Origin of the sequence: Streptomyces luteireticuli (genome assembly GCF_041519305.1) — a bacterium.
GTDB classification, from domain to species: Bacteria; Actinomycetota; Actinomycetes; order Streptomycetales; family Streptomycetaceae; genus Streptomyces; species Streptomyces luteireticuli.
Genome location: NZ_CP167927.1, coordinates 2,692,318 through 2,707,383, shown reverse-complemented (window position 1 = coordinate 2,707,383; position 15,066 = coordinate 2,692,318). Strand labels below are relative to the sequence as shown.

Below are 15,066 nucleotides of genomic sequence, written 5' to 3'. Positions count from 1 at the left end.
GCGGATGGTGGTGCGCTCGGGACTCAGTCGTGCGAGTGCAGCGGCTTGCCGGCCAGGGCCAGGTGGGCCTCGCCGAGGGCCTCGTTCTGCGTCGGGTGCGCGTGGATCAGCTGCGCGACCTCGGCGGGCAGCGCCTCCCAGTTGTAGATCAGCTGGGCTTCGCCGACCTGCTCGCCCATGCGGTCGCCGACCATGTGGACGCCGACGACGGCACCGTCCTTGACCTGGACGAGCTTGATCTCGCCCGCGGTCTTGAGGATCTTGCTCTTGCCGTTGCCCGCGAGGTTGTACTTCAGGCTGACGACCTTGTCGGCGCCGTACAGCTCCTTGGCCTTCGCCTCGGTGATGCCGACGGAGGCGACCTCCGGGTGGCAGTACGTGACGCGCGGCACGCCGTCGTAGTCGACCGGCACGGGCTTGAGCCCGGCCAGCCGCTCCGCCACCAGGATGCCCTCCGCGAAGCCGACGTGCGCGAGCTGGAGGGTGGGGACCAGGTCACCGACGGCCGAGATGGTCTCGACGTTGGTGCGCATGTACTCGTCCACCAGGACGTAGCCGCGGTCCATGGCGACCCCGGCCTCCTCGTAGCCCAGGCCCTGGGAGACCGGGCCGCGGCCGACGGCGACGAGCAGCAGCTCGGCCTCGAAGGTCTTGCCGTTCTCCAGCGAGACCTTCACGCCGTCCGCGGTGTACTCCACGCCGGAGAAGCGGGAGCCCAGGGAGAAGTTGATGCCGCGCTTGCGGAAGGCGCGCTCCAGCAGCTTGGAGCTGTTCTCGTCCTCGACCGGGACGAGGTGGGGGAGCGCCTCGACGATGGTGATGTCGACGCCGAAGGACTTCCACGCGGAGGCGAACTCGACGCCGATGACGCCGCCGCCCAGCACGATCGCGGACTTCGGCACGCGGTCCAGGACCAGCGCGTGGTCCGAGGAGATGACGCGGTCGCCGTCGATGGTCAGGCCCGGCAGCGACTTCGGCACGGAGCCGGTCGCCAGCAGGACGTGGCGGCCGGTGATGCGCTGGCCGTTGACGTCGACGGAGGTGGGGGAGGACAGACGGCCCTCACCGGTGATGTAGGTGACCTTGCGGGAGGCGACCAGGCCCTGCAGGCCCTTGTACAGGCCCGAGATCACATCGTCCTTGTACTTGTGGACGCCCGCGATGTCGATGCCCTCGAAGGTGGCCTTGACACCGAACTGGGCGCTCTCGCGCGCCTGGTCGGCGACCTCGCCGGCGTGCAGCAGCGCCTTGGTGGGGATGCAGCCGCGGTGCAGGCAGGTGCCGCCCAGCTTGTCCTTCTCGATCAGAGCGACGTCGAGACCCAGCTGGGCACCCCGCAGGGCAGCGGCGTAACCACCGCTACCGCCTCCGAGGATCACTAGGTCGAAAACGGTGCTGGCGTCGTTCGCCACGTCACGTCCTCCATGCATGGGTACGCCGTTGCCGGTCGTCGGTGACCGGGCGGCGGCTGTCGTTCGGCCGCTTGTTGCTTCGGCCCTGTGATTACGGGGGCCCTGTCCTGCCGAGACAACATCTTCGCACTTGTTGACGGGGGGCGGGACGCCGGGCCGGGGCTGGGGGACGACTGATGCGTCACCTTCGCGGGTTACTCGCGCGTATCGGGAGGCTGTTGGCGGTTCCCGCAATGGCGTTCGTCGAGAGCGAACGGGGTGGGTGAGGTGGGGTGGATTTGCCCCGGTCCCGCCCTTTCTCCGTTTCTCCCGGGGCTCCGCCCCTCGGCCCCGCAATGCGGCTGCGCCGCATTGTCCTCAAACGCCGGACGGGCTGAAATTCAGCCCGTCCGGCGTTTGAGGACAGCGCCCGGAGGGCGCTTCAGGGGGCCAGGGGGCGAAGCCCCCGGTGGGGTGCAGGGGCGAAGCCCCGCCACCGCCCGGAGGGCGGTCCGGGGTCCGGGGCCCCGCCCCGGGATACGGCGAAAGGGCGGGGCGGGGAGAAAACCCCTAGCCCAGGTCGCCCTCGGCCGTGCGCTCGGCCAGCCGCACCAGGGTGCGGACGGCCGAGCCCGTGCCCCCCTTCGGGGTGTAGCCGAACGGCGCGCTCTCGTGGAACGCCGGGCCCGCGATGTCCAGGTGGGCCCAGGTGATGCCCTCGCCCACGAACTCCTGCAGGAAGAGCCCCGCGATCAGGCCGCCGCCGTTGCGGACGCCCATGTTGGCGAGGTCCGCGACCGGCGAGTCCATGGTCTTGCGCAGCTCGGCGGGCATCGGCATGGGCCAGGCCTGCTCGCCGGCCTCCTCGGCGATCTCGTACAGCGCGGTGCGGAACGCGTCGTCGTTGGCCATGACGCCGAAGGTGCGGTCGCCCAGGGCGAGCACCATGGCGCCGGTGAGGGTGGCCACGTCCACGATCGCGTCGGGCTCCTCCTCCGAGGCGCGGGTCAGCGCGTCGGCCAGCACCAGCCGGCCCTCGGCGTCGGTGTTGAGGACCTCGACGGTCTTGCCGCTGTACATCTTCAGCACATCGCCCGGACGGGTGGCGGTGCCGGAGGGCATGTTCTCCGCGAGGGCCAGCCAGCCCGTGACGTTGACCTTCAGGCCGAGGCGGGCCGCGGCCACCACGGCGGCGAACACGGCGGCGGCGCCGCTCATGTCGCACTTCATGGTCTCGTTGTGGCCGGCCGGCTTGAGCGAGATGCCGCCCGAGTCGTAGGTGATGCCCTTGCCGACCAGGGCGAGGGTCTTCTCGGCCTTGGGGTGGGTGTAGGCGAGGCGGACCAGCCGCGGCAGGTTGGCGGAGCCCTGGCCGACGCCCATCAGACCGCCGTAGCCGCCCTTGAGCAGCGCCTTCTCGTCCAGCACCTCGACCTTGAGGCCGAACTCCTTGGCGGCCTCCTGGGCGAGGGCGGCGAAGGACGCCGGGTAGAGGTCGTTGGAGGGCATGTTGATCAGGTCGCGGGCCCGGTTGACCTCGGCGGCGACGGTGGCGGCGCGCTCGGCGGCGGCCTTGAAGGCCTTGTCGCGGGGCTTGGCGCCCAGGATCGCGGCCTCGGCCAGCGGCTCGCTCTTGCCGCCCTTGGCGGCCTTGCCGTTGCCGTCGGTGCGGTACGCGGTGTAGGCGTACGCGCCGAGCAGCACGCCCTCGCCGATCGCCGCGGCGTCCTCCGCGCCCGTCACGGGCAGGGCGAAGGCGGCCTTCTTCGTGCCGGACAGCGCCCGGGCCGCGGAGCCCGCGGCGCGGCGCAGCGCCTCACCCTCGTAGCCGTCGCCCTTGGCGGGCACCCCGCCGAGGCCGACCGCCACCACGACGGGGGCCTTGATGCCGGCCGGTGCCGGGAGCTTGGTCACTTCGCCCTCGTCGCCGGTGGCGCCGAGGGTCTCCAGTACGGCGGCCAGCTTTCCGTCGAAAGCCTGGTCCACGGCGTCGGCGCCGGGCGCGACGACGGGGCCCTTGGGGCCCTTGGCGACGCCGACGACGAGGGCGTCCGCACGCAGCGTCGCCGCACTGGAAGTGCTGAGAGTGAGAGCAGTCACGGTGGTGGGTGTCCCTACTTCCGTCGATTTCCTGCGATGTTCCTCGGTGAGAGCGCAGCGGGACCGGGCCGGCCGCACTCCGCGCATCGTATGCGCCGGGACCTCGCCGCCGGTTTCGGGCCTCGGGGGCTGGCAGGAGCCTATCCCCGAGCGGTCGTGTCAGCCCAGGGCCAGCACGGTCAGCGCGCTGGTCGCGGCGGTTTCGGCGAGCGCGCCGAAGACGTCCCCGGTGACCCCGCCGAAGCGGCGGCGGCAGTGGCGCAGCAGCAGTTCGGCGGCGCCGAGGGCGGCGAGGACGGCGGCGGCGGTACGGACCGCTCCGTACGGGCCGTACGCCGCCCCGGCCGCGGCGGCCGCGCAGACCGCGACGGCGAGGACGGCGACGGCGGCGCGCACGGGCACGGCACCGGCCACGGCGGCCCCGAGGCCCTCGGGGCGGGCGGCCGGAACTCCCCTGCGGGCGGCGAGGGTCAGGGCGCAGCGGGCGGCGAGGCCGGCGACCAGGGCGGCGAGGAAGCCGCGGGCGCCGCCGGCGGCGTACTGGCCGGCGAGCACGGCCACCTGGCCGAGCAGGACGAACACCAGGGTGACGACACCGAACGGGCCGATATCCGAGCGCTTCATGATCCGCAGCGCGTCCTCGGCGGGCTTCCCGCTGCCCAGGCCGTCGGCGACGTCGGCGAGCCCGTCGAGGTGGAGCCCCCGGGTGAGCACGGCGGGCAGCGCGGCGGCGGCCACGGCGGCGAACAGGGGGCTCGCGCCGAGCAGCAGGAGCAGCCAGCCCGCCGCCCCGGCCGCGGCGCCGACGGTCAGCCCGGCGAGCGGGGCGGCGAGCATCCCGCCGCGGGCGGCGGCCCGGTCCCAGCGCGTCAGGCGCACGGGCAGTACGGTCAGGGTGCCGAAGGCGAACCGGAGGGCGTCGGCGGGCGTGGCGGGGGAGGGGGCGTCGGTCATGGCGCAGGGAGCCTATCCCGCCGCTTTGGGAGCCTGCAGGAGTGGTCAGCAAGCCCGTCACGGGCGGGAGTTCGGGAGCGCGGAGTCCGATGGAACACTGGCTTGACCGCAACATCGTCGAGCCGGGCAAGCTGCCCCTGCTGCTGGCGCTGGCCGCGTTCGTGCTGACCTTCCTGGTCACCCGGGTCATCACCCGGCTGATCCGGGCCGGCAAGGGCCCCTTCCGCAACATCCGCCCCGGCGGTCTGCACGTCCACCATGTGGTGCCGGGCGTCGTGCTGATGGTGGTCGGCGGGTTCGGCGCGGTCGCGGCGGGCCGGCACGGCGTGGGCGCGGTGGTCGCCGCGGTGCTCTTCGGTACGGGGGCGGGGCTGGTGCTGGACGAGTTCGCGCTGATCCTCCACCTCGACGACGTCTACTGGACCGAGCAGGGCCGCAAGAGCGCCGAGATCGTGGTGCTGACGGCCGCCCTGGTCGGGCTGGTCCTCGCGGGCTTCTCCCCGTTCGGCGTGAACGAGCTGACCCCGGACGAACTGCAGAACCGCAGCGTCGTGGTGACCAACACCCTGCTCAACTTCCTCATCGCGCTGTTCGCCCTGGCGAAGGGGAAGCCGCGGATCGCCCTGATCGGCGCGGTGGTGCCGCTGGTCGCGCTGATCGGCGCGATCCGGCTGGCGCGGCCGGGCTCGCCCTGGGCCCGGCGCTTCTACCGGAACCGGCCGCGGGCCCGCCGCCGCGCCCGGGTGCGCGCCTACCGGCACGACGCCCGCTGGAACGCGGTGCGCAACCGCCTTCACGACCTGGTGGCGGGCGCCCCCGACCGCTGACCGCCGCTGCGGAACCGGTCGTCGCGCGGCTTCCCGCGCCGCCGGAACGCCTCCTCCGACACGCTGAGCACCAGCATCGCCAGCACCGCGGCGATGTGCTCCTTGCCCGCCAGATTGGGCTTGACGAGCACCTCGGCCACCATCCCCAGGACCACCGCGGCACAGGTGCACCAGGCGCGGTAGCGCCAGCACACATACACCGCGAGCCCCACGACGGCCGCGGACGGGCCGGTGTCGATCACCTTGGCCGCCTCGGGCGGCAGCCCCAGCACCCCGGGCCCCAGGGCGATGGCCAGGCGCGCGTACATCGTCCCGGCGAGCGTGGCGAGGTAGGCCACGGCCAGCAGCCGCCACCGGCCCAGGCAGATCTCGGCGATGCCGAAGACCAGCAGGACCTGGGCCAGGGCGCCCCACACCGGCAGGTCCAGGGCGGGGACGAAGAGCGACAGCGGGGTCCGCAGCAGGGCGAGCCACCAGGGCAGTTCGGCCCGTACCGAGCCGACCAGCTGGACGGGGCGGTAGCCCCAGGACTGGTTCTGCACGACCTGGAAGGCCGCCGTGAGGACGACCGCCGTCAGCGTCAGCGGAATCGCACGGAGCCGGTCGCGGACGATCGCGTCCCGCACGGTCCCGGCGAGCGGGCCCCACTCGGTGCGCGCGGCGCGTCGCAGCGCCGCGCGGTTCATCGTCTGCTCTCCAGGTGCTTGCGGTTCAGCCACTTGGGCAGCCCGGGCGCCTCCAGGAAGCCCTCGGCGCGGGCGCTCGCGATGCCGATCCGCAGCAGGTCACTGCTCTTCTCGAACAGCATGAAACGAGGCTCCCAGATCGGCCGGTACTTCGCATTTGCACGGTAGAGCGACTCGATCTGCCACCAGCGGGAGAAGAAGCTCAGCAGCGAGCGCCAGGCCCGCAGCACCGGACCGGCACCCAGCCGCGAGCCGCGCTCGAAGACCGAGCGGAACATCGCGAAGTTCAGCGAGACCGTGGCGACGCGCAGCTCCTTCGCCCGCTGGAGCAGCTCGATGACCATGAACTCCATCAGGCCGTTCTCGGAGTCCCGGTCCCGGCGCATCAGGTCCAGGGACAGACCCTTGGGACCCCACGGGACGAAGCTCAGCACGGCGCGCAGCTCGCCCTCGCCGTCATGGCACTCCAGCATCACGCAGCGCCCGTCGTCCGGGTCGCCGAGGCGGCCCAGCGCCATGGAGAAGCCGCGCTCGGTCGCCCCGTCCCGCCAGTCGTCGGCGCGCCGCAGCAGCTCGGCCATCTCCTCCTCGGGGATGTCCTCGTGGCGCCGGATCCGCACCGTGTACCCCGCGCGCTTCACCCGGTTGTAGGCCTGGCGGACGGTGCGCATCGCACGGCCCTCCAGGGTGAACTCGGCGGTGTCCACGATGGCCTCGTCGCCCAGTTCGAGGGCGTCCAGGCCGTGCCGGGCGTAGACGGTGCCGCCCTCCTCGCTCGCGCCCATCACCGCGGGGATCCAGCCGTGCGCGCGGGCCTCGGCCAGCCAGGGCTCGATGGCGCCGGGCCAGGCCTCGACGTCGCCGATCGGGTCGCCCGAGGCCAGCGAGACCCCGCCGACCACCCGGTAGGTGACGGCGGCCTTGCCGGACGGGGACCATACGACGCTCTTCTCGCGGCGCAGCGCGAAGTAGCCCAGCGAGTCGCGGTCGCCGAAGCGGTCCAGCAGGGCGCGCAGCCGGGACTCGTCCTCGGCGGTCAGCGGGTCGGTGGCGCGGCGGGAGCGGAACGCGGCCAGCACCACCAGGACCAGCAGCACCGTGCTCATCACGTTGATGACGACGTTGACCCAGTCCGGGGTGTCGATGCCCGGGAAGTGGCTGTCGTTGCCCACCAGGAAGACCAGCCGCCGCACCCCGTAGCGCCAGCGCTCCCAGAACGTCGACGGGTGCGCCTGGTTGGTGAGCGTCACCAGCAGCGCGGCGATCAGCGAGGAGACCAGCAGGCCGACGGCGGCGACGGCGGCGGCCAGCTTGGGGTTGGAGCGGTCGCCGATCGCGTAGAACTCGCGGCGGCCCACCAGCAGGGCCGTCACGAACAGCGCCGTGAGCACCACGGAGAACCAGTTCTGGCCGTGCGCCCGGAACTCCGGATAGCCCATCAGCAGGGAGAGCAGCAGCAGGAGCCCCCCGGCCAGGACCAGGTTGAGGATCCAGGCGGCCCGCTTGCGGCGGCGCAGCGTCACGGCCAGGAACAGCGACACCACCGCCGAGGTGAAACTCGCCTCCAGCAGGTACGGCGTGAAGTAGTCGTCCACGGCGTGCCGGCGGATGCTCGCCCCGAAGGACACCCACACCGCGCTGAGCAGATTGATGAAGGCGACGGCGCGCACGTACCACACCGCGAAAGCTGCGGCGCGCCGCGGCCAGGGGCCGCTGCGCGCCTCGTCGTCCGGAGTCAAGCGGAGTTCTCCCGGTTCCCATGAAGAGTGAATCGTCTGGGGATGCGCACGGGGCTGCCTCCGGACCCTGCTGCCGGTGACCTCAGGGGCGCTCGGGGAGCTCCGCCGCCAGGGCCGCGGCCGCCTGCACCAGTGGCAGGGCGAGCAGCGCCCCCGTTCCCTCGCCCAGTGTGACGCCGTGATCGAGCAGAGGGTTGAGCGCGATCCGGTCGAGTGCCTTCGCCTGGGCCGGGTCGCCTGTGCTCTGACCGGCGAGCCACCAGTCCGGGGCCCGGAAGGCGACGCGCTGCGCGACCAGGGCGCAGGCCGCGGAGACCACGCCGTCCAGGATCACGGGCGTGCGGCGCACCGCGCTCTGCAGCAGGAAGCCGGTGATCGCGGTCAGGTCCGCGCCGCCGGACGCGGCCAGCAGCTCCAGCTGGTCGCCGAGCGCGGGCCGGGCCCGGCGCAGGGCGTCGCGGATCGCGGCGCACTTGCGCATCCAGGCCAGGTCGTCGATGCCGAAGCCGCCGCGGCCGGTGACGACCGAGGCGTCCGTCCCGCACAGCGCGCCGATCAGCGTGCCGGCGGCGGTCGTCCCGCCGACGCTCAGATCGCCGAGCACGACGAGGTCCGTGCCGGAGTCCGCCTCCTCGTCCGCGACCGCCATCCCGGCCCGGAAGGCCCGCTCCGCCTCCTCCGCGGTCAGCGCGTCCTCGACGTCGATCCGGCCGGAACCGCGGCGCACCCGGTGCCGGGTGACCTCCTCGGGCAGCAGCTCCGGATCGCAGTCCACGGCCATGTCGACGACCCGCAGACCGGCGCCCGCCCGCCGGGCGAGGACCGCCGCGGGGCTCTCGCCCTCCAGCGCGGCGCGCACCAGCTCGTACGCGCCGTCGGCCGGGCCGGCGGAGACGCCGAGGGAGGCGACGCCGTGGTCGCCGGCGAAGAGGATCGCCCTCGGTCGCTGGATGGGCTTCACCGGTACGCCGCCCTGCGCGGCGGCGAGCCACTCCCCGATCTCGTCCAGGCGGCCGAACGCTCCCGGGCGCGGCCCGAGCCGCTCGCGCCGCTCCTCGGCGTCACGGCGCACGCCGGCGTCGGGGCGCTCGATCAGCGTGGCGAAGTCATCAAGATTCAGACCGCTCATCCGCGACACACTACCCCTGTGGGGGGTGGGTGATGGGGGGTTGCCCCTGGCCCGCCCTTTCACCGTTTCTTCCGGGGGCTCCGCCCCCTCGGCCCGGTACCGCGGCTCGCCGCGGTGGGCGGGGCTGCGCCCCTGCTCCCCGGCGGGGGCTGCGCCCCCTGCGCCCCTGCTTCCGGGGCTTCGCCCCTGGCCCCCGTTGTCGCGGCTTCGCCGCTCGTCCTCAAACGCCGGACGGGCTGGATCGGCGCGCCATCCCAGCCCGTCCGGCGCTTGAGGACTCCGCCCGGAGGGCGGACGGGGTCCGGGGTCTCCCCGGGAAACGGCGAAAGGGCGGGGAGGGGCAACCAGCCCGTCCGGCGCTTGAGGACAGCGCCCGGAGGGCGCTTCGGGGGCCAGGGGCGCAAGCCCCGGTCAGGGCCCAGCGGGCGCAGCCCCAAGCGGGAGCCCGGCGGGCGCAACCCGAGCGGGGTCCAGGGGGCGCAGCCCCCGGTGGGGCGCAGGGGCGAAGCCCCGCCCACCCGCGCGGCAGCGCGGGCGGGGTGCCGCAGGGGCGCAGCCCCTGCGGGAAACGGTGAAAGGGCGGGCCAGGGGCAAACCCCCGCACTACCCCCGCAACCGCACCACCTGCCCCGCCACCACCATCACAACCTCCTCGCACTCCCCACCCACCCCCGCGTTCAACCGCCCCAACTCGTCCCGGAACCGCCGCCCCGACGCCGTCGCCGGCACGACCCCGGAGCCGACCTCGTTGCTCACCGCCACCACCGTGCGCCGAGCGGAACGGACGGCCGCGACGAGCGCCGCCGTCCGTTCCGCGAGCGCCGCCGCGCCCCCGTTCGCCCACCGCTCGTCGTCCCACGCCCCGACGGAGTCCATCGCGTCGGTGAGCCACAGCGCCAGGCAGTCGATCAGCAGGGGCGGGCCGTCGGCCGTCAGCAGGGGGACGAGGTCGCAGGTCTCGGCCGTGCGCCAGGACGTGGGGCGGCGTTCGCGGTGGAGCGCTATGCGGGACGCCCAGTCCCGGTCCCCCTCCCGCGTGCCGCCCGTCGCGACGTAGAGGACGTCCGGGAAGGACTCCAGCCGCCGCTCCGCCTCCACGGACTTGCCCGAGCGGGCCCCGCCGAGCACCAGCGTGCGCCGCGGCACGTCCGGCACCGCGTGGTAGTCGCCGACCGTCACCGAGGTGCCGTCCGGCACCGCGCGCGCCCCGGCCGCGGCCAGCCGGCGGTGCAGTTCGCGGCCGGGCGGCACGTCGTGGTCCAGGTGGACGGCGAGCACGTCCGTCGTCGCCGTCACCGCGCCCGTCCCGCGCAGCCGGGCGAGCGCGTCGGGCCGGCCCACGACGTCCAGCAGGACGACGTCGTACGGGGAGGGGGCGCCGGAGAGACCGGCCGGGGCGCCGCCCGGGGGCAGGTAGAGCAGCCGGTCGCCGTCCGGCCCCGTCACCTCGTAGCCCGTGCCGGGCGCGTCCAGGGCCACCGCCCGCACCCGGTGCCCGCTGATCACCGACAGCTCGCGGCCGTCCGGCACCCGCCCCGGCGCCGGCAGTCCGGCCGGGAACTCGACGGCGGGGCCGTCGTGCGGATGGGAGAGCAGCACCTGCCGCACCCCGGTGATCGACCGGCCCGCGCGGGCGGCGGCGAACGCCGGACCGGGGGTGAGGTCGAACAGCAGCGCGCCGTCGACGAGCAGGGCGGTCGCGGCCCGTGCGTCCTCGCCCACGGCGGTGGCGCAGGCGGCGCAGGGGCAGCCGGGGCGCGGCAGCCCGTCGGGGGCTCCGGTGCCGAGCAGTGTCAGTTCCACGCCCCGATCGTCTCGCGTCCGCGGACCGCGGGCGCGCCGGGATCACCCTTTCTCGCCCGGGCCGTGCCCCCTAGGCTGCGACGGGTCAGCGCACAACGGCGAACGAGAGCCCTGAGGAGTCGTACATGGCGTGGGTGTGGCGGTTCGAGAAGGCCGACGGCACGGAGACGGCTCCGCCGGTGGAGCCGGAGGAGTTCACGACGCAGGGGGACGCGGAGTCCTGGATCGGGGAGGAGTGGCGCGCGCTGCTCGACGGAGGCGTGGACCAGGTCCGCCTCTTCGAGGACACCACGGAGATCTACGCGGCGCCGATGAGCCTGCACGAGGCGGCGGACGCGGGCTGACCGCCCGGCCGGGGCGGGCGATTCACCCGCCCCGCACCCCGCACAGGTGCAGCAGCCCCGCCACCGCCCGGTACGGATCCGTCCGCCCCGCACGCTCCTCCGCCGCGAGGACGGCGTCCAGGGTGGCGTCCAGGGCGGCGGCGTCCCGGACGCCCGGCCCCGGCCGGTCCGTGAAGACCCGCACCCCGTACCACGCCCGCAGCGGTGCCCCGATCCCCGCCAGCGTCGCCGTCAGCGCCTCCCGCCGGTCGGCGCGCACCCGCGCACCGGACGACGGGTCGACGGAGTGCGGGGAGTCGAAGGCGGCCAGCGCCGCGTCCCAGTCACCGGCCAGCCCCGGCCGCAGCGCCAGCGCGTCCGCGTTGCGGACGACCAGCGAGAGCAGGCCGCCGGGCGCGAGCACCCGGGCCAGGCCGGCCACCAGCGGATCCGGTTCCTCGACGTGCATCAGCACGCCGTGGCACAGCACGATGTCGAAGGCGCCCGGGGTGAAGTGCACCCCCGTGTCCCGCCCGTCGCCCTCGATCAGCCGGACCCGTTCGCGGATGCCGGCCGGCTCGGCGGCCAGCGCCGTGCGGACCGCCGCGACCGTCGAGGCGTCCGCCTCCAGCGCGGTCACCTCGTGCCCGGCGCGGGCCAGCCGCAGGGCCTGGGTGCCGTGGGCGAGGCCCACGTCCAGGACGCGCAGCCGCCGCCCGACCGGGAAGCGGATGCCTATCTGCTCGTCGAGCTGCCGGCCGACGAGCTCGTGGCGGACCGTGTTCCGTAAACCGTCGAACCCGGAAGGGCCCCACGCGGACTCGCTCAGGGCTTCTCCCCGCGCTTGACCTTCGGCTTGGGCAGCCGCAGCCGGCGCATCTGGAGGGTGCGCATCAGCGCGTAGGGGATGGCGCCACGGGTGTTCTCGCCGGGGAAGCGCTGCTTGAGCGCCTTCCGCAGGGAGACGGCCGTAAACACCGAGTTGACGACGATCAGCAGGATGACGACCATCCACAGCAGCAGCACGTACTGCTGGAACACCCCTCGGTTGATCATGCTCAGGACGAGGATGACCACCGCGAGCGGCAGGAAGAACTCGGCGAACGAGTACCGCGCGTCCACGAAGTCGCGTACGAAACGGCGCACCGGGCCCTTGTCGCGGACCGGCAGGAACCGCTCGTCGCCGTTGGCGAGCGCCTCGCGCTGGCGCGCGAGGTCGGCCCGGCGGGCCTCGCGGGCGCGCTTGGACGCGTCCTTGCCCTTGCCGGCGGCGGAGGTACTGGCCAGGCTGCGGCGCTGCGAGGAGGCCTCGCTGCGCTTGGGCGTGGGACGGCCCTTGGGGGCCTCGGGGTGACGGGGCTGCGGCTCGTCCGCGGTCACCTTGGCGGTGGCCTTCGCGGACTGCTCTTCCTTGGAACGGCTTCGGAACACGGAACCCAAGGGTACGGGGTTCCGGGGGGTGGGCCCCAGCGGTTCGGGGAACGATGCGGTGACGGCCCCTCGCGGGCCCGCCGTCACCCCGCGTCCCCCGCCGCCCCCGGGGGGACCGTCTACTCCTCCGGCCGGAGGAGCACGGCCCCCTGATCGTCCTGGAGGAGGAGCGCATCGGCGCCCGGACAGTGCGGTAATGGGGACGGGCCCCGTACTGTGGGTTCTGTTGGATGTGATGGAGCCGAAGCCCGAGCAAGTCGGTCAGAAGGGGGCGCGCGAGGCCCATGAGCGGTGTCATGAAGCGTATGGGGATGATTTTCCGCGCGAAGGCCAACAAGGCCCTGGACCGGGCCGAGGATCCGCGCGAGACCCTCGACTACTCGTACCAGAAGCAGGTCGAGCTGCTGCAGAAGGTGCGCCGGGGCGTGGCCGACGTCGCCACCTCCCGCAAGCGCCTGGAGCTCCAGCTCAGCCAGCTCCAGGGGCAGTCCTCGAAGCTGGAGGAGCAGGGCCGCAAGGCGCTGGCGCTGGGCCGCGAGGACCTGGCGCGCGAGGCGCTCACCCGCCGCGCCGCCCTCCAGCAGCAGGTCAGCGATCTGGAGACGCAGCACCAGACCCTCCAGGGCGAGGAGGAGAAGCTCACGCTCGCCTCCCAGCGCCTCCAGGCCAAGGTCGACGCCTTCCGCACCAAGAAGGAGACCATCAAGGCCACCTACACCGCCGCCCAGGCCCAGACCCGGATCGGCGAGGCGTTCTCCGGCATCTCCGAGGAGATGGGCGACGTCGGCATGGCCATCCAGCGTGCCGAGGACAAGACGGCCCAGCTCCAGGCCCGGGCCGGCGCGATCGACGAGCTGCTCGCCTCGGGCGCGCTCGACGACCCGACGGGCATGGCGAAGGACGACATCACCGCCGAGCTGGAGCGCCTCTCCGGCGGCAACGACGTCGAGCTGGAGCTCCAGCGGATGAAGGCCGAGCTCTCCGGCGGCGGCGCGGCCAAGCCCGCCATCGAGGGCGGCCAGCAGCAGGCGGCACAGCAGCCGCAGGACCGGCCGGACTTCAACAAGCGCTGACGGAACGGGTGGAGGCGTCATGATCGTCCGCATCATGGGGGAAGGCCAGTGGAAGCTGGCCGACAGCCACTTCACCGAGCTCAACAAGCTGGACGACGAGCTCCTCGACGAGATGGAGAGCGGCGACGAGGACGGCTTCCGCCGCACCCTGGGCGCCCTTCTCGAAGCGGTCCGGCGGCTCGGCAGCCCGCTGCCCGACGACGCCCTGGAACCCTCGGAGCTGATCCTGCCCGCGCCGGAGGCGACTCTGGAAGAGGTCCGGCAGATGCTCAGCGACGACGGCCTCATCCCCGGCTGACACCCGTCCCGCCGCGCCCCGCCCGCCGTCCGGGACGGGGCGCGCGGACGTCCGACGACCGATGGATGCGATGACCACCCTCGCCGTCTCCGGGCTCACCCGTCCGCAGCGCTGGCTGCGCGCCCACCCGGCCGCCGCGGACGTCCTGCTGGCCGCGGGCGTGTTCGCCACCATGCTGGTCGGCGCCCTGCTGGGACGGGACGCCGGCCGCGGCCCGCTCGCCCCCGGCTACGTCCTGCTGGCCCTCCTCGCCGCCACCGCCCTGGTGGCCCGCCGCCGCTCGCCCCGCCTGGTGCTGGCCGTCACCTCCGCGCTCTCCGTCGCCGGCGCGGCGACCAGCGGGGACGGCGCCCCGCGCACCCAGATCGCCACCTCGGCCGTGGTCGCGCTGTACACCGTCGCCGCCCGCACGGAGCGCTCCACCGCCTGGCGCATCGCGGCCGTGGCCGTCACCGCCCTCACCGGCGCGGTGATGCTGGCCGGCCCGCCGCCCTGGTACACCGAGGAGAACCTGGGGCTCTTCGCCTGGATGGGCATGGCCGCGGCGGCGGGCGACGCGGTCCGCAGCCGGCGCGCCTATGTCACCGCGATCGAGGAACGCGCCCTGCGCGCCGAGCGCTCCCGCGAGGACGAGGCCCGCCGCCGGGTCGCCGAGGAGCGGATGCGCATCGCCCGGGAGCTGCACGACGTCGTCGCCCACCACATCGCGCTCGTCAACGTCCAGGCCGGGGTGGCCTCACACGTCATGGACAGCCGTCCGGACCAGGCCAAGGAGGCGCTGGCGCACGTCCGCGAGGCGAGCCGCTCGGCGCTGGGCGAACTCCGCGCCACCGTCGGCCTGTTGCGCCAGTACGGCGATCCCGAGGCGCCCACCCAGCCGGCGCCCGGCCTCGCGGCGCTCGGCGGGCTGGTGGACGGCTTCGCCCGGGCCGGGCTGCCGGTGGACGTCGCCCTCGCGGGGCCGGCCGGCGCGGGCACCGGTGCCGGCCGGGTGGCCGAGGTCGTCGGCCCGCTGCCCGCGGCCGTCGACCTCACCGCCTACCGGGTGGTCCAGGAGGCGCTCACCAACGTCCGCAAGCACGCCGGGCCCGGGGCCCGCGCCGAGGTGGCGGTCCTGCGCGCGCCCGACGGGCTGGTGCTGACCGTCCTCGACGACGGCGACGGCTCGGCGGGGGAGAGTTCCCCGGGCGGCGGGCATGGGCTGGTGGGCATGCGGGAGCGGGTCGCGGCCCTCGGCGGCGCGATCGAGACGGGGCGGCGGACGGACGCGCCCGGCTTCCGCGTCCGGGTCGGGCTGCCCCTACCCTGACCC

At 74.3% G+C, this 15,066-nt stretch carries 14 protein-coding genes; 5 read left to right on the top strand and 9 right to left on the bottom strand.

The window, feature by feature from the left end:
- Positions 1-23: 23 nt before the first annotated feature.
- The 3 genes from lpdA to AB8735_RS11425 all read right to left on the bottom strand — a co-directional run bounded on the left by lpdA (position 24) and on the right by AB8735_RS11425 (position 4,445).
- Positions 24-1,412 carry a dihydrolipoyl dehydrogenase gene (gene lpdA, locus AB8735_RS11435; RefSeq protein ID WP_344026259.1) on the bottom strand — a complete coding sequence of 463 codons (1,389 nt, stop codon included), beginning with the start codon at positions 1,410-1,412 and terminating at the stop codon, positions 24-26.
- 549 nt (positions 1,413-1,961) lie between these two features.
- Positions 1,962-3,491: a leucyl aminopeptidase gene (locus AB8735_RS11430; protein WP_372406989.1), complete on the bottom strand. Its 1,530-nt coding sequence runs from the start codon at positions 3,489-3,491 to the stop codon at positions 1,962-1,964.
- Between the two features lie 159 nt (positions 3,492-3,650).
- Positions 3,651-4,445, bottom strand: a complete 795-nt coding sequence (locus AB8735_RS11425) for an adenosylcobinamide-GDP ribazoletransferase (protein ID WP_372406988.1) — start codon at positions 4,443-4,445, stop codon at positions 3,651-3,653.
- 89 nt (positions 4,446-4,534) lie between these two features.
- Between AB8735_RS11425 and AB8735_RS11420 the strand changes: the two genes are divergently transcribed.
- Positions 4,535-5,272 (top strand): hypothetical protein, encoded by a 738-nt coding sequence (locus AB8735_RS11420; RefSeq protein ID WP_344026251.1) that lies wholly within the window; start codon positions 4,535-4,537, stop codon positions 5,270-5,272.
- Here the strand turns inward: AB8735_RS11420 and AB8735_RS11415 are convergent.
- From AB8735_RS11415 to AB8735_RS11400, 4 genes are all read right to left on the bottom strand, one after another.
- Positions 5,239-5,958 carry a hypothetical protein gene (locus tag AB8735_RS11415; RefSeq protein ID WP_344026249.1) on the bottom strand — a complete coding sequence of 240 codons (720 nt, stop codon included), beginning with the start codon at positions 5,956-5,958 and terminating at the stop codon, positions 5,239-5,241. The genes AB8735_RS11420 and AB8735_RS11415 overlap by 34 nt on opposite strands.
- Positions 5,955-7,697: a phosphatidylglycerol lysyltransferase domain-containing protein gene (locus AB8735_RS11410; RefSeq protein ID WP_372406986.1), complete on the bottom strand. Its 1,743-nt coding sequence runs from the start codon at positions 7,695-7,697 to the stop codon at positions 5,955-5,957. The genes AB8735_RS11415 and AB8735_RS11410 overlap by 4 nt, the downstream gene beginning before the upstream one ends.
- Before the next feature lie 82 nt (positions 7,698-7,779).
- Positions 7,780-8,826 carry a nicotinate-nucleotide--dimethylbenzimidazole phosphoribosyltransferase gene (locus tag AB8735_RS11405; protein WP_372406985.1) on the bottom strand — a complete coding sequence of 349 codons (1,047 nt, stop codon included), beginning with the start codon at positions 8,824-8,826 and terminating at the stop codon, positions 7,780-7,782.
- 603 nt (positions 8,827-9,429) lie between these two features.
- Complete coding sequence (locus tag AB8735_RS11400) at positions 9,430-10,629, bottom strand: bifunctional adenosylcobinamide kinase/adenosylcobinamide-phosphate guanylyltransferase (protein WP_372406984.1); 1,200 nt, start codon at positions 10,627-10,629, stop codon at positions 9,430-9,432.
- 125 nt (positions 10,630-10,754) lie between these two features.
- Here AB8735_RS11400 and AB8735_RS11395 point away from each other — a divergent pair, with 125 nt between their 5' ends.
- On the top strand, positions 10,755-10,973 hold the full coding sequence (locus AB8735_RS11395) for a hypothetical protein (RefSeq protein ID WP_372406983.1): 219 nt from the start codon (positions 10,755-10,757) through the stop codon (positions 10,971-10,973).
- A gap of 22 nt (positions 10,974-10,995) precedes the next feature.
- On the opposite strand, the gene AB8735_RS11390 is transcribed toward AB8735_RS11395, so the two are convergent.
- Complete coding sequence (locus tag AB8735_RS11390) at positions 10,996-11,661, bottom strand: class I SAM-dependent methyltransferase (RefSeq protein ID WP_372411824.1); 666 nt, start codon at positions 11,659-11,661, stop codon at positions 10,996-10,998.
- Positions 11,662-11,777: 116 nt separating this feature from the next.
- Positions 11,778-12,383 carry a DUF3043 domain-containing protein gene (locus AB8735_RS11385; RefSeq protein ID WP_344026238.1) on the bottom strand — a complete coding sequence of 202 codons (606 nt, stop codon included), beginning with the start codon at positions 12,381-12,383 and terminating at the stop codon, positions 11,778-11,780.
- A gap of 284 nt (positions 12,384-12,667) precedes the next feature.
- On the opposite strand from AB8735_RS11385, the gene AB8735_RS11380 reads away from it, so the two are divergent.
- The 3 genes from AB8735_RS11380 (at position 12,668) to AB8735_RS11370 (ending at position 15,063) form a co-directional block, all read left to right on the top strand.
- Positions 12,668-13,456, top strand: coding sequence for a PspA/IM30 family protein (locus tag AB8735_RS11380; RefSeq protein ID WP_344026236.1), 789 nt, complete (start codon positions 12,668-12,670; stop codon positions 13,454-13,456).
- Positions 13,457-13,475: 19 nt separating this feature from the next.
- On the top strand, positions 13,476-13,754 hold the full coding sequence (locus AB8735_RS11375; protein ID WP_344026234.1) for a hypothetical protein: 279 nt from the start codon (positions 13,476-13,478) through the stop codon (positions 13,752-13,754).
- Between the two features lie 70 nt (positions 13,755-13,824).
- Positions 13,825-15,063 (top strand): sensor histidine kinase, encoded by a 1,239-nt coding sequence (locus AB8735_RS11370; protein ID WP_372406979.1) that lies wholly within the window; start codon positions 13,825-13,827, stop codon positions 15,061-15,063.
- Positions 15,064-15,066: the final 3 nt, after the last annotated feature.